Consider the following 18556-nt stretch of genomic DNA (forward strand, 5'->3'; position numbering starts at 1 on the left):
TGCCGACCTGATTGCCGCACCAAGCGACGCAAAATTGCGGAACTATGTAGCAAATGCACCGACGCGCAGATGGTTATCCGTCTGCGCGCTGGTCGTTGCCATCGTTCGTTGGGTGCTCCTCGTGAACAAGATTGGCACGATACGTCTGGGTGCACAGGCGATCTTCTTCCCAACGCCGCTCGCTTTTGCTGAGGGACGGGGTCCGCGTTCCATCATCGGCATAGCTCTGCAAGAACCACGATCGCCAACTAAACTGCACGATATCATCTCTGTTGATCGTCCTATAAGTTACGGCAGCAAGCAAAATAGGATGACAGAATTCAGGGTGTTGCGGCGCGCTCCACCAAGAAAGCTCTTTAGCGTTGAACGTTTCGTCGAAGGTCTCGATTTCTATATCAGCGGGCAGCAGTACGTTTGTAGGCTGCATGGGTGCCTCGTTCCGCCATTCCTCGATGATTTTGTTTACCCGCGCGCGAATCTCCTCGTAGGGTTCGTCTTGCTTCCAGAATAGGACACGGTAATGCAACTCGAAATGGGTCGCTGGAGTTTGGCCAATGTTCTCAGCGGAGAACTCGATGTTGAAGCGCAGGGATCCCTCACGAGGCTGAGTAACCAGGATTGGTTTGACCGTCAGCCTAACCCAAGCGCGTTGTGCGGCGCTAAATTGGGCAGCTTGCGCGGTCGCAGCCTGTGCATTGCGCTCAGCTATCCCGAGCGCTCGAGCCTGATCAGCATCGGCTTTTCGGGCTTCGCGACGCGATCGGCGTTCAAACAGCAGGTTCAGGCGATTTCCGCGACGCGCCTCGCCGAGCGCGCCATTCGTCTGCCAGATAGTGACGATAAGTCCGCCAACGGTAATCAGGCTAAGGACGGTCCCGACGATCGCTGCTATCGTTGCAAGTCTGGCTTCGTCCGCCGCTTTCTCCGCGGCGATGGCGGCGCGCCATTGGGCGCACAGGTCGGCAGTATCGTGGTTCTGTGCGGAATAGCAGCCGTCGGAATATCGATCGCGATACGGCCGATAAGGGGGCGACTCTGAGGGTGCGGGTCGTGGCGCTGAGACAGTATTCTGAGTGCCGCTGGGGCTACCGGGCTGCTCGGCTGGTCGTTGAGCACCGCATAGCGCTAGCCATCCGACAACCGCAAAGACGATGCTCCGATAGCCTCTAGGCATTGGATCAAGAATACCGCTGTCAATTTGCCCCGGCTGGCCTTGTTGCGCACGTTGGGTTCGGAGTCCATCATGCCAATGTTCGCGAGCTTTGCGACCAAGTCGGCATTGGCCATCCCATCGCGGGCCAGCTTGGGCCTTGAGGAGCCGTTTGACCTCGACCCGAGCTAATTGGGGTACCCGCGCGGCGTCAATTCCGCCAATCCGGACGCAAGCGGTTGCATCCGGGGCCGTGGAGGGCTTACACCCTACGCGTGAGAGCATGCTCCTGCGTCCGGCCACACCCCTCCGCTGGCCGGACGCGGTTGCAGTAACGCACAATACGTCTGGGAGGGGCGCGAATGATCGGCTTGGCAATGTTGCTGGTGGCAACGGCGCCACAGCAAGAACCGGCGATGATGTACGGTTTTCCGTCGGCGCAATCCTGTGGAGATTGGATCGCCGAGCGGCGTGGCAGCGGTCAAGCGCTGCAAGCGTGGGTTCTCGGGTTCATGACCGGGTTCAACTTCTATGGCCCGGCTGGCTCTGGTGCCAACGATGATATGAGCGCCCAATCGATCATTTCTTATGTCGATGGGTATTGCGACAAGAACCGGCTAGATTCTGTCCTTCAGGCGACGGTGGCGCTCGTTAAAGACGTGCGTAAGCGCCGCGGACGCTAGCGCACGATCTCCCAAGGCTGCCAGTATCTGCAAGGAAATCTGACAGTTTGCATCATGACCTGATACTCTGAAAAGGATCGGCGGGTTTGCAGTCCCGTCCGGTTGGCATCGAACGACGGGCCCTTTCGCGCGGATCAAACTACGCGAATTGAGGGCACTTCCGATGAAGAAGCCGGCTACGGCGGCCCGAATCCTATAGCTCTTGCGCCCGGTCCGCTTGAGCTTCCAATTCCGCCACTGAAAATTCTCGAAGTGTCTGAAGAGACACTTCGAGAATGTCTATAGCCGAACTCCGTGCAGTTTCCTGCAATTCGATCATTGTTGCGTCGGGGCGCTTTGGGACGACCATGTTTAGAACGGCTCGCAAGATTGGACCGCAATCGCCTTCTCGGAATCCGAGAGATAAACTAGCCCATTGCTGGGTAGGGTCATTCGTGGGTGCGCCAATCCCGGACAACTGCGCTTCGTATAGAGTTAACATTCCCGCTCCCGCCTCATCTAAACAGGCGCAAGGCATACCCAAACGTCTTTCGCCATCCTAGGCTGGCAAGTTACCTTACGATCTCATTGCAGCAAAGCCGGGCTTCCTCGATAGACCGGACTAGCACCGTGGCGCGCTTGGGCGAGCGTGATACCCGCCAGCTATGGGCGATCGTCAAATCGCACTGAGAGGAGATGGGGCTGGCGAGGCGAGTAATCCTCGCTCCGCTAGGTTCGCCATCAATTGAGTGATGCCGAACCGCCATCGGGGGGCTTTCGCAGAACTCGTCACGCGATTTTCGAGCATGCCGAGCCTGGCGCTCGAAATCCGCACGCAATCGCCTTCCTTGTGGGTGAATCCCATGCCCGGCGCGTCGCGGTCTTGGGTGGGCGCGAACATCGTACCGAGGAACAGGGCAAAGCCGTCGGGATAATCATGCTCGCTCATTGTCTGGCGAACGAGCTCCCGTGGCGATCGGCTGATCGCACGCATCGAGCCCGTCTCCTCGAGGTAAAAACCGTCCTCGCCGCGAATGGTGAGCGAAAGCTCGGCATCCAATAGGTCGTCGAGCGAGAAGTGCTCGTCGAACAGCCTGATGAAGGGGCCGATCGCGCAAGAGGCGTTATTGTCCTTGCCCTTGCCGAGGAGGAGCGCCGAGCGGCCCTCGAAATCCCGCAGATTCACGTCATTGCCCAAGGTCGCGCCGATGATCGCGCCGGCGGAGTTGCAGACGAGCACGATCTCGGGCTCGGGATTGTTCCAATGGGAGTCCGAGCGCACGCCGATCTCCGCGCTATGCCCGACCGAGGCAAGCACCGGCGCCTTGGTGAAGATCTCGGCATCGGGCCCGATCGCGACTTCGAGATATTGCGACCACAAGCCTTCGGCGATCAGCACATCCTTCAGCCAAAAGGCCGTGTCGCTTCCGGGCACGACAGTACCGAGCTCGCCCCCGAGTTTGGCGCCGATCCTCGTTTCGATCGTATGGCGCAGTTCAGTCGCCTTGCTCGCGTCGCCGCGCGCACGCTCCTCGATGACACGTTCGATCATCGACGCGGCGAAAGTGACGCCCGCCGCCTTGATGCACTGAAGGTCGATCGGTGAGAGAAGCGGTTGGCTCGCGAAATCGAACTCCGAGACCGGGCCGAGCGAGCGTCCTCTACCCTGGCCAGGATTGACGGGCTCGAGGAGTGCGGAAACCGTCGGTGCGATCCCCGAACAATCGAATACATTTTCTCCGATCACGGCGATCGGACTAGGACCGGCCTCGGTCAGAATGCGCCCAATCAAGGCGGCACGACCAAGGTCGGTTGGCAGATGATCCATGATGTTCATGTGCTGTCGTTCGGCTCCCTGGTGCCTGGCCCCCCGGAAGGGGAAGCCCCTGCCGTTCAGTGGAGGAAACGTGTCGCGCTGGCGTCGCCCTCAAGCGGCGCGCTGGTCGGGTAAGGGGCATTAGAAACCGACGGCCGTCAGTCGCGCACCGCACAGACAGGATCGGGCGTCCCAGGCAATCGACCAGCATCTTCGCATGACGAACGTCCAGCAGTTCAGGGGCAAGCGGAGCCAAGTATCGCCCGCCTGTCACGATGATGCGGTCGAGCGGAATTCCGCTCATATAGGCCGTTATGAGCGGAATTCCGCATCACGCGGCTGGCAAGGAAAATTCTCAAAATCGACCAAAGTACGGTTACCAGGCCCGGCAAACGTTCCTGCCCCAAAGAACAAATCGCAGGAGGGGCGCGTGCCGATCATTTCATCCGAGCTTCAAACAGGCCGCCTTGCCGATGGCGGCGGAAGCGTGCTGCATGCCGGCCGCAAGGACGTACCGCGAGCACTGGCGTCGTGACGCGCATCACCGCGATCGAGACGCTGCGTCTCGCCGAACATCCCAACGTCTTGTGGGTGCATGTCGAAAGCGACGACGGCGCCAAGGGCTTGGGCGAGACCTATTTCATGCCCAGGGCTGTCGAGGCCTATATCCATGAATGGGCAGCGCCGCGGCTGATCGGTCAGAAGCTGGATTCGATCGAGCGGCTGGTGCGGACCCTGCGGCCCTATCTCGGCAACCGGTCCGCCGGCGTCGAAATGCGCGGCAACAGTGCGATCGACATCGCCTTGTGGGACTTGATGTCGCGCCTCGACGGCAAGCCGCTGGTCGACATGCTGGGCGGCCGGATGCGCGATACCCTGCGCATCTACAATACCTGCGCGGGCCCCGCTTACATGCGCGGTGCCACCGGCCAGCGCAGCGCCAATTGGGGTCTTGGGGCGGGAGGCGATTATGATGACCTCAACGCCTTTTTGACCCGTGCCGGCGATCTTGCCGAAAGCCTGCTCGACGAAGGCATCACCGCCATGAAGATCTGGCCGTTCGACCAGGCGGCCGAGGCGCATGACGGGTTCGACATCGCGCCAGACGAATTGCGGGCCGCGCTCGAGCCGTTCGAGGCGATCCGTGCCCGTGTCGGCGACCGGATCGATATCATGGTCGAGTTCCATTCGCTCTGGACGCTGCCCCCTGCGCTCAAGATCGCGCGCGCGCTCGCCCCTTTTGCGACCTATTGGCACGAGGATCCCGTCCGGACCGACAATCTTTCGGACCTGCGCCGCTATGCCGAGGCGAGCCCGGCCCCCGTCTGCGCGTCCGAGACGTTGGCCGGTGTCGCGGGATTCCGCGATCTGCTCGAGACCGGCGCCGCCGGGATCGTCATGCCCGACCTTTCCTGGTGCGGCGGGCTCGGCGAAGCGCGCAAGATCGCTATCCTGGCCGATGCCTGGCGACTGCCGATCGCGCCCCATGATTGTACGGGACCCGTCGTCCTTGCCGCCTCGACCCATCTCGGCCTCGCCAGCCCCAATGCGCTCATCCAGGAGACCGTCAGGGCCTATTATCGCGGCTGGTATCGCGACGTGGTCACCGCCGTTCCTCCAATCGCCGATGGCAGGATCGGCGTCCCCGACGGACCCGGCCTCGGCCTCGAGCTCGATCCCGATCTGGCCCGCAAATTCACGCTCACGCGCCAGCGCACCGACAAGGAGGGCCACCAATGCCTGTGACGATCGATCTTGGCGGGCGCGTCGTCCTCCTGACCGGCGCCCTCGGATCGCTGGGCAGGGCCCAGGCCAGGCGCCTCGCCGAAGCGGGCGCATCGCTCATCCTTCACGACCATCCCTCGAAGGCGGATCCGTCCTTCGCCAGGGAGCTTGCCGACCGATACGATACGCCATGCGCGTTCGTCGCTTTCGACCTCGGGGATCTCGCGCGCTCGAAGGACGAGGCCGCGGCGCTTTCCGACGCGCACGGCGGCATCGACATCCTCATCAACAATGCGGCGCTGATCGAGAACCGGCTGTTCGCCGAAACCACCATCGAGCAATATGAAGAGCAATTGCGCGTCAATGCCGCGGCCGCGTTCGCCTTGGCACAAGGCGTTGCTCCGGGCATGCGTACCAAGGGGGGCGGGCGCATCATCAATTTCTGCTCGATCACGCTTAACGGACGCTGGACGGGCTACGCTCCGTACGTGATGTCCAAGGCTGCCCTGCACGGTCTGACCAAGGCGCTCGCGCGCGAGCTTGGTCCCGACAACATCCGGGTGAACGCGATCGCACCGGGCGCGGTCGTCTCGGATGCAGAAGCCCGCGTGTTCGGAGACCGCGCCGAGGAATATGCCTCCTGGGTACTCGACAATCAGTGCCTCAAGCGGCGCATCGAGCCGCACCATATCGCCGATGCCATCCTGTTCCTCGCGTCCGACCTTTCCGAAATGGTGAGCGGCACGATGCTCGACGTGACTGCTGGCTGGTGACGGCACACGAGCTTTAGTGCCGTCCTGGCGGGGTGTGTTCGATCGGGTACAAGTTGATCTTTTCTCGCTCGTCTTATGGGTAAGGCAGCGGAGACCGGCTGGCTGCGGTCGTGCGCGCCAGGGCGCGCGTGATCAAATTTCGCAATTCTCGAAGCAGCGTGATGGATTTTCGCAGTCGGTGAAGGATTTTCACACGATGCGATGCGTGTCTGATGGCGTGGGCAGAGCGTGCTGGCGATGCGGGCGACGTTGGCTTCTCTCCGGCATCGGCTCGCCTATCCGCGTCCGCAGCGGACATAGCCGCCGAGCGCGGCGATAAGGCTGCGGCCGATCCGGTAGCTTGCCGCAAGATCGCCTTCGGCGGTCATCAGTCCGTCGAAATAGCTGGCGAGGCTTGCGATCTTGAGATCGAATACTTGCCGCAACTGCTTGTCGGGATTGCTGATCCAGCGGCCGTCATGGTCCTTGGCGACGACATAATAGCCAACGATCATCGCCCCGTAACGAAAGGCGAGGCGATTGACGATGTCGTTCCTGTCTGCCGTTGCGACCAATGGCGCAAGGCCGGCCGCTTGGGTCAGCTCCTGGGCTAGGTCGAACGCCATCGCGCAGGTCTTGCGCTGCAACGGACCCGACATCGGACGCCGGTTCGACACCATGCCGCGCAACTCGCGGCGCTCGCCCGCGGTCAGGATGTCGTCGGCTTGCTTCAACCGCACGATGAGATTGGCGGCCGATCGCGCTAGCGCGTCGCGCAATTCCCTGGCCTGGACCTCGAGCGGCGCGACGTGATCCACGATCTCGCTGGTCGGCGCGACCTCGATCACCGTGCGGCAATAGGCCCCGAACTGACGTGTCTCGTCCGGGCTGACCAGCCGGTTGACGAGACCCTTGCCGCGCCCGGTGAGTGCGATCAGCTGGTCGGTGCTGCGCAGGATGACGACCTGCCGGCTATATTGGCAGCAGATCCGCAACGCTTGCTGGATGGTCCTGAGCGCATCGCGCCGGTGGAGTTCGATCATCGTCGGATGCGCGATGACCGCGATGTTGGTCTTTCGCGCCCCGAGCCATCGCGCCAATTCGGGCTTTTCCAGGTAATTGGTGTCGATCACCCGGCGATCGAGATCGCGTTGGCTCATGCGCGGCCGCTTTCGCCGATCGAGGCGGCGAGCGCCGGCCTTCCTTCAGGGGTTGTAGAATATCGCATCGAGCATGGCCGCGCGGCATTCCCATAACGGGCCGTCGCCGGTGTCGGGCTTGTCGACATTATACCAGTCGGCGGCGCGGATCGCCCCGACGACAAGGTCCCAATAGTTGTCGAGATCGAGTGCCCGCTTGGCGAACCCCAATTGCTTGGAGGCGGCCGCGATATTGGGCCCGCATACGCACAGGAATATGTCCGGGCGCTTCATCGCGAGCAGCCTCGACGCCGTCGCGACCCCGCCCGTCCGCTGCGAATGATCGAATGCCTTGCGGAACAATCGTACGAACCGGTCGTAATGCGCGCGCTCGACCTCGCCGCGTTGCGGGATGCTGTCGAGCGCACGCGCAAGCGAGCGGTCGTTCACCACTATCCGGTTCTTGAAATCGCCGGCGCCGCGCATCGACCCGAACCATCCCCAGTCGCGGTCGAGCTCGGAATCGGTCTTGTCCTTCCTGCCGATGATCCCGGCGATCGCCTTGCGCCGCGCGACCGCAAGATCGTGGAACGACCTGACGCCGGCGAGCCAGGACTGGGCGATCGCGAGAAGATCGAGGCTGGCCTCGATATCGTGATGCTCCGAATTGCGGATAGCGTCGGCGTAATCCTTCCATGCCATGGCCGCGAGCGGGAGCGACAGCGCCTTGATCGTGCCGGCCGGCACATCCGCCAGCGGGTCGCGCGGCAGGCGGGGTTTGGCAGCCGCACGCCGGTGGGCCAGCCTATATCGTGCGGCGAGGGCAGGGGTGACCGCCTCGCCCAAGGCGGCGCTGCGCTCTGCAAAGGCAAGCGCGTCGGCAAGCGGGCCCTCGTCCGCTTTTCCGGATATAAGGACTGCTGCCTCATGATTGCTGCCAAGGCCGCCACGCGTGAAGTTCGCGCTCCCGACAAGGGCCGCAGCGCGTTTGCCGGTGCGAAAGCCATAGACTTTGGGGTGATAGGTGCCGCCCGGAAACGCCGTCACGACACTCGCGCCCTTGATGCCGGTGAGCGCGTCGACCAGGTCCGGATCGGTCTGGGCGAAGGCGAGACCGAACGTCACGGCACGAAATTTGGCGCGGTTTGCGAGGAGCAACGGGGTCAGATCGTTGGCCGTGCCCCAGGCAACGGCCCAATGATATTCGTCATGCTCCGCCATCAGCCGGGCGAGCGTCCGCTCGACCGCCTTTCCGTCCACAAACTCGATTTCCATCCGCTCCTGCTCCCCCTTGCATCACTCCCGCCCTATCCCTCTAGACGGGCGCTCGTGGTTCGCGCGAACTATCTGGTCCGAAACGGATGGAAGCCGGGACCTGTCGCCCGCCGCGTGCGAGCCGCATTCCATTGCCTGCCAGGATGCGGGCACCGGCCGGCTTAGATGCCGGGCAAATCGATGGACGTCTTTTCCGCTTGCTGGCGCAGAAGATCGCAAAATGCCTCGTCCGGGACCGGCTCGGCGACCAGCGTGCAGATCGCGACTTCGCTCATGAGCTCGAATGCGAGCGGCCGTATCGCCAGCGAGCGCCGGTATCGGGCGGCGATCGCCTGGTCGACGATCGTGATCGCCTTGCAGCCCGAAAGCATCATTTCGCAGGCCGCCAATTGCGTGCGCACCGTCGCCAGGACGCGCAACGGAACGGGCCGCGCTTGCGCCAAGGCATTCTGCAATTTCAGCCGATAGGGGCTGTCCGGCGGCAGCGCGATGACGTCATGATCCGCAAGATCGGCGGTCTCGATCGCCGGCCTTTGTGCCAATAAATGATCATGGGGCATGACCGCCACCATCGGCGTCGAGCGGAGCGATCGCCAGGCGATCGCCGCATCCGCATGGATCGGGACCGCGATGCCGAGATCGAACCGCCGGCGGCGCACGCCGTCGATAATGGCGGACGTGTTCAAGACGTCGAACTCGATCCCGGTATTCGGGTTCGCCGCAAGGTAGCGCCCGAGCGCGGGCGCCACGATGGTTTCGGCGAAAGCCGGCATCGCTGCCACGCGCAATTGGCCAAAGCGCATGTCGCGCAACATGATCGCTCGTTCGCGGACGGCCGCCATGCCGAGATAGACGCGCTCGATCTCGTCATAGAGCAATTGCGCCCGACGCGTCGGACGCACGCCGCGACCCACGCGCTCGAATAATGGAAACCCTATCTCGATCTCGAGATCGGCGACGAGATGGCTGATCGCCGGCTGGGTGACGCATAATTGCCGTGCCGCAGCCGACATGGATCGCAGCGCAACGGTCGCCCGGAAAGCCTCGATCTGCCGATCGTTCAATCGCATAAGCGCTATATGCGAACTTCTTATAATAACATGTCAAGGAATAAATTGTCCTTAGATATTGGTCGGCGCTACCCATGAGTTCATGGCTGCGCCGCTCTTCCTGCCGCTCCTTGCGATCGCTTTCGCCGGCGCCTTTGCGCAGTCCTCGACCGGCGTCGGGTTCGGCGTGGTTGCAGGCCCCTTTCTGGTCAGGGCGCATGGCTATGAACGCGCCATCGCCGAAACCGTCCTGTTCAGCCTGCTCGTGGCCCTTATCTCGGCCGCGCGGCAATTCGCGCACCGCGACACCCGGGCGACGCGTTCGCTGCTGCTGACCTTGCCGGTGGGCGTGCTGCTCGGCGGCATTGCCCTTCGACTGGTCCCGCAGCGGCTCATCACCCTGATCTTCGGACTGATATTGTCCGCGCTTGGCTGCCTCCTGCTGGTGCGTTCGGTGGCTGGCACGCCGCGCGCGGCACTGGACGAGCGTTGTGAGGCGCGTGGCGCCGGTACCCGGCGGCTCGCGATCGGCGGTGTCGCGGCCGGGGCGGCGGCCTTGCTCTTTGCCGCACCCGGCCCTGCCGCTGCCTGGGGGCTGGCGGGCAAGGGGCTGCCGGCGGATGCCGTGCGAGGCACGCTTGCCGCCTATTTTGTCGCCGCATACGGCCTCATCCTCGTCACCCTTGCGGCGACCGGCGCGATGGCGGGGCTGGACTGGATCTTCATCGGCGCGGCCGCTGGCGCGAGCGGCCTCGGCGCGGTCGGCGGTCTCATCACCGGCAAGCGATTTTCCGCCGGCCTCCTCGATGCCGCGATCGCCCTGGTCGTCGCTGCCTCCGGGCTCATGATGCTCAGTCCCTTGTTGCGGGAGGTCCTATGACATCCGCGACACTCGAGGCGCGGCTCGCCGCCCTCCCGCGCGTCCGGTTCCTGCCCTGGGCGACGCCGATCGAACCGCAGCCGGGCCTGAGCCGCCTTCTCGGCATCGATCTCTTGATCAAGCGCGACGATCTCACCGGCCTCGCCTTTGGCGGCAACAAGGTCAGGCAACTCGAATTCTATTTCGGCAAGGCCATCGCCGAGGGCGCCGATACCGCGCTCATCACCGGCGCCGTCCAGTCCAATTATGTTCGCGTCGCCGCGGCCTGCGCGGCGCGGCTCGGCATGCATTGCCATATCCAGCTCGAGGAACGCGTAAGCGGCGTCGACCAGACCTACCGCTCCTCGGGCAATGTCCTGTTGAGCCGGTTGCTGGGAGCTGTCCTCCATAGCTACCCGGCGGGCGAAGACGAGGAAGGCGCGGATCGCCGGCTTGGCGAGATCGCGGCGGAACTCGAGCGGGAAGGGCGCCGCCCGTTCGTCATCCCGCTCGGCGCCGGGCAGCCGCCGACCGGCGCGCTCGGCTATGTCTGCTGCGCACTGGAACTGCTCGGCCAGGCGCGCGACTTCGATCGCGTCGTCATCGCCTCTGGCAGTGGCCACAGCCATGCCGGCCTGTTGTTCGGGTTGCGCTTCCTAGGATGGCGCGGTCCCGTCCATGGGATGTGCGTGAGGCGCGGCGCGGCGCTCCAGCAGGAGCGCATCCTTCGCCATTGCAGCCAGCTGAGCGTGATCGTCGGTGACGGCGCGACCATCGGGCCCGAGGACGTTCTCCTCCATGACGACGTCCTGTCGCCCGGTTACGGTGTCGTGAACCCCGAGGTCGAACGCGCCATCCGTGCCTGCGCGTCGCTCGACGGCCTCCTGGTCGACCCGGTCTATACCGGACGCGCGATGGCGGGGCTGATGCATTGCGTCGCCGATGGCACGATCACGTCCGGCGACCGTGTCCTCTTCGTCCATACAGGGGGTCTCCCGGCCTTGTTCGGCTATGCCCGGGACCTCGGGCCGCTGCTTACGCCAAGGGATGGCGCCTTCCTCAGCGCCGGACGGTCGGGTCCGCCTCTTCCGATGGGTGCCGCGTCACGATGAGGCCGCTCCTTCTCGTCCTTCTCTTGTGCTCGGGTTGTGCGAGCGCGGATGCGGGCGAGACGGCGATCGCCCGCATCCGGCGCACCGGCGTCGTGACCATCGGGTATCGCGAAGCCGCCATTCCCTTTTCCTTTCGCGACCGCGATGGCCAACCGGCCGGTTATTCGGTCGATCTGTGCCGGCGCGTCGTCGATCGGCTGCGCCACGCGCTCGCCATGCCGGCAATCGGCATCCGCTACACGCCGGTCACGCCGGCAACGCGGATTCCGCTGGTCGCCAATGGCGGCATCGATCTTGAATGCGGAACCACGACCAACACGCCACAACGCGCCCGGCAAGTGGCGTTCGCCTATACGCATTTCATCGCCGGCATGACATTCGTCGCGCGTGCCGATGCCGGCCTCGCCTCGCTTGGCGACCTGCGCGGCAAGATTGTCGCAAGCAACGCGGGCTCGACCAGCATCGAGCGGCTTTACGCGCTCAACCGGACGGCGGGGCTCGGGCTCACCATCCTGACCGCACGGGATGTCGGCCAGGGCTTTCTCCTCATGACCACCGGACGCGCGGCGGCTTTCTTCAACGATGATGTCGTGCTGGACGCGCTGGTCGCCAATGCGCAGGATGGTCATACCTATCGCATCTCGGCCCAATCGCTGTCGGTCGAGCCCTATGCGATCATGCTCCCCAAGGGCGATCCCCAATTCCAGCGCCTGGTCGACGACGCGTTGCAGCGGGAATTTGCCAGCGGCGCTGCCGCAGCCCTCTATCACCACTGGTTCGAGCGGTTAGTCGGGCCGCGCCGGATCAATCTCGCCATGCCGATGAGCGCGGCACTGCGCCGCGCCTTTGCCAATCCGGCGGCCGTGTCGCGGCGGTCTGACATGCCTGTCGAACAGCGGCCATAGGCGATGCGATACCAATGGAACTGGTCGGTCTTCCTCGAAGCCTCTCCCGAAGGCACGCAGACCTATGCCGGCCTCTTGATGTCCGGCCTTGCCTGGACGGTGCTGACAGCGCTCGTCGCCTGGGCGATCGCCTTCGTCCTGGGGTCGGCGATCGGCGTCGCCCGCTCGCTGCCCCGGCGCCCGATATTGGCGTCGGCGGCTGCCGCCTATGTGGAATTGTTCCGCAACGTCCCGCTCCTTCTCCAATTGTTCCTCTGGTATTTCGTCCTGCCCGAGCTCTTGCCCGAACCGTTGGCCGGATGGGTCAAGCACCTGCCCTATGGTTCCTTCTGGACGACGGCTCTGGGCCTCGGTCTCTACATGGCCTCGCGCCTAGCCGAACAGGTACGCGCCGGTCTCGCCGCGGTGGGCGCAGGGCAGTTCGCGGCAGCGCGCGCGCTCGGGCTTGGCACCGCGCAGATCTACTGGCGCGTCGCCATGCCGCAAGCGTACCGGATCATCTTGCCCACGCTCACGTCCGAGTTCCTGAACACGATCAAGAACAGTTCGGTGGGGCTCGGCATCGGTCTGCTCGAACTGACCGCGCGCGCCCAATCGATCCAGGAATATTCCTCGCAAGTGTTCGAGGCCTTTGCCGCGGCCACCATCCTCTATCTCTTGCTCAACGCCCTTGTCACCGCCGCCGGGCGCGCGCTGGAGAAGAGGATCGCCATCCCGGGGATGGAGGCGGTGCTGCGATGACGCTCGATTTCTCGATCATCGGGGTCTCCTTTCCCTATCTGTTCCTCGACGGGATGCGGCTTACCCTCGAGCTGACGATCGTCGGCGCCTCGGGCGGGCTGGTGCTCGGCACGCTGGTCGCGCTGCTGCGCGGCTCGCGCCGTCGCCTGGTCCGGTTGGGAGCGACGCTCTACGTCGACGTCCTTCGGGCACTGCCCCTCATCCTGATCATCTTCTGGTTCTATTTTCTCGCGCCCTTCGTCGCGGCCGCCCTGATGGGCGGCGGCACGCCGCCCGCCATCGGCGCGTTCACGTCCGCCATCCTCGCCCTAATCCTCTTCGAAGGCGCTTATTTCTGCGAGATCGTGCGGGCCGGCATCCAGGCCGTCCCCAGCGGCCAGGTCCGGGCCGCGCTCGCGCTTGGGCTGTCGCCGGCAAGAACGATGCTGCTCATCGTCCTTCCCCAGGCCTTTCGCCACGTCGTCCCGATCCTCCTGACCCAGGTGATCGTGCTGTTCCAGGACACGTCGCTCGTCTCGGTCATTTCCCTCACCGATTTTCTCGGTGCGGCCTCCAATGTCGCCGAGCGTGACGGACATATCGTCGAACTCTATCTGACGGCAGCGCTCACCTATTTCACGATCTGCCTGTCGCTCTCCCTCGTCGTCAGGCGCCAGCAGCGGCGCCTGGCCGTTCGCGCCCGCATAGGATGACGCCGATGTCCCGACCGTCCCTGACCTATCCGGGCAAGACAGCCGCCTCGGCAGAACGGCCGATGATAGAATTGGCCGGCGTCGACAAATGGTTCGGTACGTTCCAGGTGCTCAAGGGGTGTTCGGCAACCGTGGCGCGCGGCGAGGTCGTCGTCCTGTGCGGCCCTTCGGGCTCCGGCAAATCGACCCTCATCAAATGTATCAACGCGCTCGAGCCGGTGAGCGGAGGGAACATCACACTGGACGGAGAGCCGGCGACCGGCGCAGGCGACCTGCCCCGGTTGCGCGCGCGCGTCGGCATGGTCTTTCAGCAATTCGAACTCTTCTCCCACCTGCGGATCATCGACAATCTCTGCCTCGCCCAGCAGAAAGTGTTGAAGCGCAGCCGCGCGGAAGCGGAAGCGCGGTCGGACGACCTCCTCCAAAGGTTCGGTCTCCTCGATCATCGCCGCAAATATCCCGCCCAGCTTTCCGGAGGGCAGCAGCAGCGCGTCGCCATCGCCAGGGCGCTCGCCATGGATCCCGTCGCCATGCTGTTCGATGAGCCCACCTCCGCGCTCGATCCCGAAATGGTCGGTGAGGTGCTCGATGTCATGGTCGGCCTCGCCACGAGCGGCATGACGATGATGGTCGTGACTCACGAAATGGGGTTCGCTCGCAAGGTCGCCGACAGGATCCTCTTCATGGACCGGGGCGAGATCGTCGAGGAGGCAACCGCGCAGGACTTCTTCGAACGGCCCAAAAGCCTCCGGGCGGCGGAATTCATCAAGAGCATCGGGGCGGGATGATGGGCGGGCCCTGGCAGGACGATGCGGCTTTCGCGTTTGGCGATCTCGTGGCCGCGGGCGCCATCGCCGAGCAATGGCGGCGGAGCGGCACGTTCCTTCTTGCGGGGCTGTGCGGCCCCCAGGGGTCGGGCAAATCCACGACCGCCGCGCGGCTGGTGGAGCGTCTTGGCGGACACGGCCTGCGTGCGATCGTATGCGCACTCGACGATTTCTATCTCACGCGGTCCGAACGCGGGTCGCTCGCTACAAAAGTCCATCCGCTATTGGCGACGCGCGGTGTCCCGGGGACACACGACCTCGCCTTGCTCGGCGATACGATCTCGGCCTTGCGCAGTGCGACCGGCGACACGACGATCCTCCTCCCCATATTCGACAAGGCGCTCGACGACCGCCTCGACCGGAGCGACTGGCGCGTGCATCGCGGACCCGTCGACATCGTCATTCTCGAAGGCTGGTGCATCGGGGCGCGGCCCCAGAGCGCCGCCCAATTGGCGGAGCCGCTGAACGCGCTCGAGCGCGACCGCGACGCCGACGGCGTCTGGCGGCGATATGTCAACGAGCAACTCGAGACGGGCTATGCGCCCTTGTTCGGCACGCTCGACTTCAACCTGCTCTTGCAGCCGCCGTCCTTCGATTGCGTCCTTTCGTGGCGTGCCGAACAGGAAGCCGGCCTGTCGCGGCGCGCCGGAGCGCGCGCGCCGATGACGCGCGCCGAGCTTGCGTTCTTCATTGCCCATTACGAGCGATTGACGCGATGGCTGCTCTTGGACCAGCCGGCTGACTTGATCGTCGATCTCGATATGCGCCGCGCCCCCTATGCCTGGCGGCTGGGCGCCGGATCGGGACGGCACGCATGACGGGAGATAGAGATGCGGTTGCGGACATTGCTCCTTTGCCTGTGCCTTCTCGGGTGCGCCGTCCCAGCGGCCGCGCGGACGCCAGCGGAGCGGGACGTCGAGGCCCTGGTCTCGGGGTTCTGCGACAGCTGGAACCGGCACGATGCGACAGCACTCGCGGCGCTCATGGCGCAGGACGGCGACTTCGTGACCGTCGCCAGCCGCTGGTTTCACGGCAGGCACGACATCGAGCTCTATCATCGCCGCCTGTTCGCGGGGCGCTACCGCCAATCGACCTTCCTTTCACGCGCAGTGCGGTTCCGCTTCGTGACCCCGCGACTGGCCGTCGTCCATTGGATCTGGCAACTCTCCGGCAATACCGACGCGGCCGGCGCGGCCCGTCCGCCTTCCTGGGGCATGATGTCGATGGTCGCGGCCAGGCGGGGAAAGCGCTGGTCGATCGTGACCGCCCACGAATCCACCGGGCGCAAGGCGCCGGCCGGCGAGGAACTGGGCATCGACCTGCCGATGCCGCTTCCCGACGATCTGCCCTGATCCAGGATCGTTGCCCGCCGGCTCTTGCCGGCCGGGGCGGTCAGTGGTCCGCGCCGAACGCGCACTCCGTTTTGCGTGCCGGAACCAAGCGTCGCGATCGCCTCAAGCGTTGCGCTTTGCGCAACACAGCCGAATGCACATTGATCTGTGGGAGGGCGGCACCATGCTGTAGCTTTCCCCATCGACGCCAAGGTCGAACAGCGACAGCGTGCAACACTATTTCTCACATGACCGTGAAGGTTTGATGACATAAAGGGGAATTCGATGCGAAATATCTCGCGAAGCCGCAAAGTAATGCTGGCGACTATCTCCATGGCTGCGATCGGCTGGGTCTCGGCTGCCGCGGCCCAGACCGCTCCGCCGTCGACAGATGTTCCTGCCGCAAGCGACGATATGTCGAACGATATCGTCGTCACCGCGCAGAAACGCGCCGAGCGTGTTCGCGATATTCCGCTGTCGATCACCGCGGTGTCGGGCGCGGACCTGGCGCTGCGCGGCCTGTCGGATGCGCAATCGCTCTCTTTCAACGTGCCCGGCCTCAGCGTCTTCAACCAGGGCGGCGGACAATTGGACATCTCGATCCGCGGCGTCCAAAGCTATCGCGGCAAATCGTCGCTCACCGGCGTCTATGTCGATGACGCGCCGCTCTCCGGCCTCCAAAGCGGCTTCATCGCAGGCTATGTCGATTTCGCGGCGGTCGACCTGCAGCGCGTCGAAGTGCTCAAGGGGCCGCAGGGCACCTTGTTCGGCGAAGGTGCCGTGGGCGGGGTGCTTCGCTATATCACCAACGATCCCGCGCTCGACAAGGTCAGCGGCAGCATCACCCTTTCAGGCTATACGACCCAGGGCGGAGACCCGTCGGGCGAGGCCACGGGCGTCATCAATCTCCCGCTCACTGACAAGCTCGGTGTGAGGGTCACCGGCCTCTACAAGACGCTCGGCGGCTGGATCGAAAATGTCGGCACCGGCGTCTCCAATTACAATGACGAGCAGGTCGGCGACGTCCGGGTCAAGGCGCTGTGGCAGCCCACCGCCCGGCTGACGATCAAGGCGCTCGCCAACGTCCATCGCGACCGCGGCGACGGCAACAATATCGTCAATTATCCGCTGCTCACCACGTTCCGCAACTATGAGGGAACGTCGTTCCTCCAGGCCTTCGATCCCAAGTTCCCGACCAACTACCGCAACGACTTCGAGCTCTACAACTTGTCGGCCAGTTACGATCTCGGCTTTGCGACGCTGCTGTCCTCGACCTCGCGGCTCAACACCAATTCGAGCGGTCAATACACGCAGCTTTATGGCGGTACGCCGCCGGCCGGCAATCCCTATCCCCTGTTCGAGCAGGTCCAGCTCGGGTTCGGCAATCGCCTGCGGATGACTACCGAGGAACTCCGCCTGACCTCGGCCTCGACCACGCCGTTCAAATGGGTGCTGGGGGCCAGCTACAAGGACCAGAGCCTCGATGCGATCCCGGGGAGCCGCTACGCCCGGCTGACCTATGGTGCCCGCGTCCAGCAGGGGATCAACGCCGGCGTCGTCAACAATACGCTCAGCAAGTCATGGGCGGTCTATGGCGACCTTTCCTACAAGATCGCCAGCATGCTCGAAGTCGGTGGCGGCCTGCGCTATTTCGACGACAAGCGCCACGATTCCGACAATGTCGCCGGACACCCCTCCTTTTCAGGATCGTTCGGCAAGCTCACCTATCGCGCCTTTGCCCGGCTGAAGGTGAACGACAATATCAATATCTACGGCAATATCGGCAGCGGCTTTCGCAGCGGCGGCTTCAATGCCGCCAACAAGGTGGCGATGGGGGCGCCTGCCCATATCGGCAACGAGACGTCGATCGCCTATGAAGTGGGAACCAAGACCAGCTTCCTCGACGGCGCCGTCGCGTTCGACTTCGCCGCCTTCGAAACCCGATACCGCGATCAGCAACAGGACGTGACGCTGATCAACAGCTCGGGGGTCCTGGTGCAATATACGACCAATGCGGGCAATGCGAACATTCGCGGGCTGGAATGGCTGCTGTCGCTCCGTCCGGTGCGCTCGTTCAAGCTCAATTTCAGCGGCGACGTCTTCGACAGCAAATATACCAAGGTCTCACCCGTCGCCGCGGTATATGTCGGCGATCCGATGTCCTTCGTGCCCAATTTCGACCTTCAGGTCTCGGCCAACTACCAGTTCCACTGGGCGTCCGACCTGCCTGGCTTCATCGACATCGACCTGACCCACCGCGGCAAGCAATATTCGATCTGGCGCGGATTGACGCTCGGCTCGCAATATGACGTCTCGCATCCCTTGACCTTCCTCCAGGCGAGCGTCGGCATCTCCTATCAGGGTTTCCAGTTCACAGTGTTCGGAAAGAACCTGCTCAACGAACGCCACCCGCTCGTGCCCAATCCTACCGGCGTCTATGCCCAGGGCAGGCCGCGCCAGATCGGTGTCACCATCGGCAAGAGCTTTTGAGTGAAGGAGGCGTGATGAGGGGCACGCCTCG

Annotated in this window: 18 protein-coding genes; 12 read left to right on the forward strand and 6 right to left on the reverse strand. The window is 64.0% G+C overall.

Annotation, left to right across the window (positions count from 1 at the left end; genetic code table 11):
* Nucleotides 1–73: 73 nt before the first annotated feature.
* The gene (locus Q0L25_RS14855) at nt 74–1174 is read right to left on the reverse strand and encodes a hypothetical protein (protein ID WP_296615545.1); all 1101 of its coding nucleotides are present in this window, start codon (nt 1172–1174) and stop codon (nt 74–76) included.
* On the reverse strand, nt 1126–1287 hold the full coding sequence (locus tag Q0L25_RS21825) for a DUF6471 domain-containing protein (RefSeq protein ID WP_367184151.1): 162 nt from the start codon (nt 1285–1287) through the stop codon (nt 1126–1128). The genes Q0L25_RS14855 and Q0L25_RS21825 overlap by 49 nt, the downstream gene beginning before the upstream one ends.
* 225 nt (nt 1288–1512) lie before the next feature.
* Between Q0L25_RS21825 and Q0L25_RS14860 the strand changes: the two genes are divergently transcribed.
* Nucleotides 1513–1833, forward strand: coding sequence for a hypothetical protein (locus Q0L25_RS14860; RefSeq protein WP_296615547.1), 321 nt, complete (start codon nt 1513–1515; stop codon nt 1831–1833).
* Nucleotides 1834–2488: 655 nt separating this feature from the next.
* On the opposite strand, the gene Q0L25_RS14865 is transcribed toward Q0L25_RS14860, so the two are convergent.
* Nucleotides 2489–3649 carry a fumarylacetoacetate hydrolase family protein gene (locus Q0L25_RS14865; protein WP_296615549.1) on the reverse strand — a complete coding sequence of 387 codons (1161 nt, stop codon included), beginning with the start codon at nt 3647–3649 and terminating at the stop codon, nt 2489–2491.
* A gap of 510 nt (nt 3650–4159) precedes the next feature.
* On the opposite strand from Q0L25_RS14865, the gene Q0L25_RS14870 reads away from it, so the two are divergent.
* Nucleotides 4160–5374 carry a mandelate racemase/muconate lactonizing enzyme family protein gene (locus Q0L25_RS14870; RefSeq protein ID WP_296615551.1) on the forward strand — a complete coding sequence of 405 codons (1215 nt, stop codon included), beginning with the start codon at nt 4160–4162 and terminating at the stop codon, nt 5372–5374.
* Complete coding sequence (locus tag Q0L25_RS14875) at nt 5365–6126, forward strand: SDR family oxidoreductase (RefSeq protein WP_296615553.1); 762 nt, start codon at nt 5365–5367, stop codon at nt 6124–6126. Before Q0L25_RS14870 ends, Q0L25_RS14875 begins: the two co-directional genes overlap by 10 nt.
* A gap of 275 nt (nt 6127–6401) precedes the next feature.
* Here the strand turns inward: Q0L25_RS14875 and Q0L25_RS14880 are convergent, their stop codons facing one another.
* The 3 genes from Q0L25_RS14880 to Q0L25_RS14890 all read right to left on the reverse strand — a co-directional run bounded on the left by Q0L25_RS14880 (nt 6402) and on the right by Q0L25_RS14890 (nt 9589).
* The gene (locus tag Q0L25_RS14880) at nt 6402–7265 is read right to left on the reverse strand and encodes a hypothetical protein (RefSeq protein ID WP_296615555.1); all 864 of its coding nucleotides are present in this window, start codon (nt 7263–7265) and stop codon (nt 6402–6404) included.
* A gap of 45 nt (nt 7266–7310) precedes the next feature.
* Nucleotides 7311–8519 carry a phospholipase D family protein gene (locus Q0L25_RS14885; protein WP_296615557.1) on the reverse strand — a complete coding sequence of 403 codons (1209 nt, stop codon included), beginning with the start codon at nt 8517–8519 and terminating at the stop codon, nt 7311–7313.
* A gap of 161 nt (nt 8520–8680) precedes the next feature.
* The gene (locus tag Q0L25_RS14890) at nt 8681–9589 is read right to left on the reverse strand and encodes a LysR substrate-binding domain-containing protein (protein WP_296615558.1); all 909 of its coding nucleotides are present in this window, start codon (nt 9587–9589) and stop codon (nt 8681–8683) included.
* Between the two features lie 82 nt (nt 9590–9671).
* On the opposite strand from Q0L25_RS14890, the gene Q0L25_RS14895 reads away from it, so the two are divergent.
* The 9 genes from Q0L25_RS14895 (at nt 9672) to Q0L25_RS14935 (ending at nt 18525) form a co-directional block, all read left to right on the forward strand.
* Entirely contained in the window at nt 9672–10448 is a 777-nt protein-coding gene (locus Q0L25_RS14895) for a TSUP family transporter (RefSeq protein ID WP_296615561.1), read from the forward strand.
* Entirely contained in the window at nt 10445–11539 is a 1095-nt protein-coding gene (locus tag Q0L25_RS14900) for a D-cysteine desulfhydrase family protein (RefSeq protein WP_296615563.1), read from the forward strand. The genes Q0L25_RS14895 and Q0L25_RS14900 overlap by 4 nt, the downstream gene beginning before the upstream one ends.
* Complete coding sequence (locus Q0L25_RS14905; RefSeq protein WP_296615567.1) at nt 11536–12444, forward strand: amino acid ABC transporter substrate-binding protein; 909 nt, start codon at nt 11536–11538, stop codon at nt 12442–12444. Before Q0L25_RS14900 ends, Q0L25_RS14905 begins: the two co-directional genes overlap by 4 nt.
* Nucleotides 12445–12447: 3 nt before the next feature.
* Entirely contained in the window at nt 12448–13185 is a 738-nt protein-coding gene (locus Q0L25_RS14910; protein ID WP_296615569.1) for an amino acid ABC transporter permease, read from the forward strand.
* Nucleotides 13182–13877 (forward strand): amino acid ABC transporter permease, encoded by a 696-nt coding sequence (locus tag Q0L25_RS14915; RefSeq protein ID WP_296615571.1) that lies wholly within the window; start codon nt 13182–13184, stop codon nt 13875–13877. The genes Q0L25_RS14910 and Q0L25_RS14915 overlap by 4 nt, the downstream gene beginning before the upstream one ends.
* A gap of 62 nt (nt 13878–13939) precedes the next feature.
* Entirely contained in the window at nt 13940–14665 is a 726-nt protein-coding gene (locus Q0L25_RS14920; protein WP_367184154.1) for an amino acid ABC transporter ATP-binding protein, read from the forward strand.
* Entirely contained in the window at nt 14665–15522 is an 858-nt protein-coding gene (locus Q0L25_RS14925; protein ID WP_296615575.1) for a kinase, read from the forward strand. The genes Q0L25_RS14920 and Q0L25_RS14925 overlap by 1 nt, the downstream gene beginning before the upstream one ends.
* A 12-nt stretch (nt 15523–15534) precedes the next feature.
* On the forward strand, nt 15535–16056 hold the full coding sequence (locus tag Q0L25_RS14930; protein ID WP_296615577.1) for an SgcJ/EcaC family oxidoreductase: 522 nt from the start codon (nt 15535–15537) through the stop codon (nt 16054–16056).
* A gap of 312 nt (nt 16057–16368) precedes the next feature.
* Nucleotides 16369–18525, forward strand: coding sequence for a TonB-dependent receptor (locus tag Q0L25_RS14935; protein WP_296615579.1), 2157 nt, complete (start codon nt 16369–16371; stop codon nt 18523–18525).
* Nucleotides 18526–18556: the final 31 nt, after the last annotated feature.

It is taken from the genome of Sphingomonas sp. (assembly GCF_024508665.1).
Taxonomy (GTDB): Bacteria; Pseudomonadota; Alphaproteobacteria; order Sphingomonadales; family Sphingomonadaceae; genus Sphingomonas.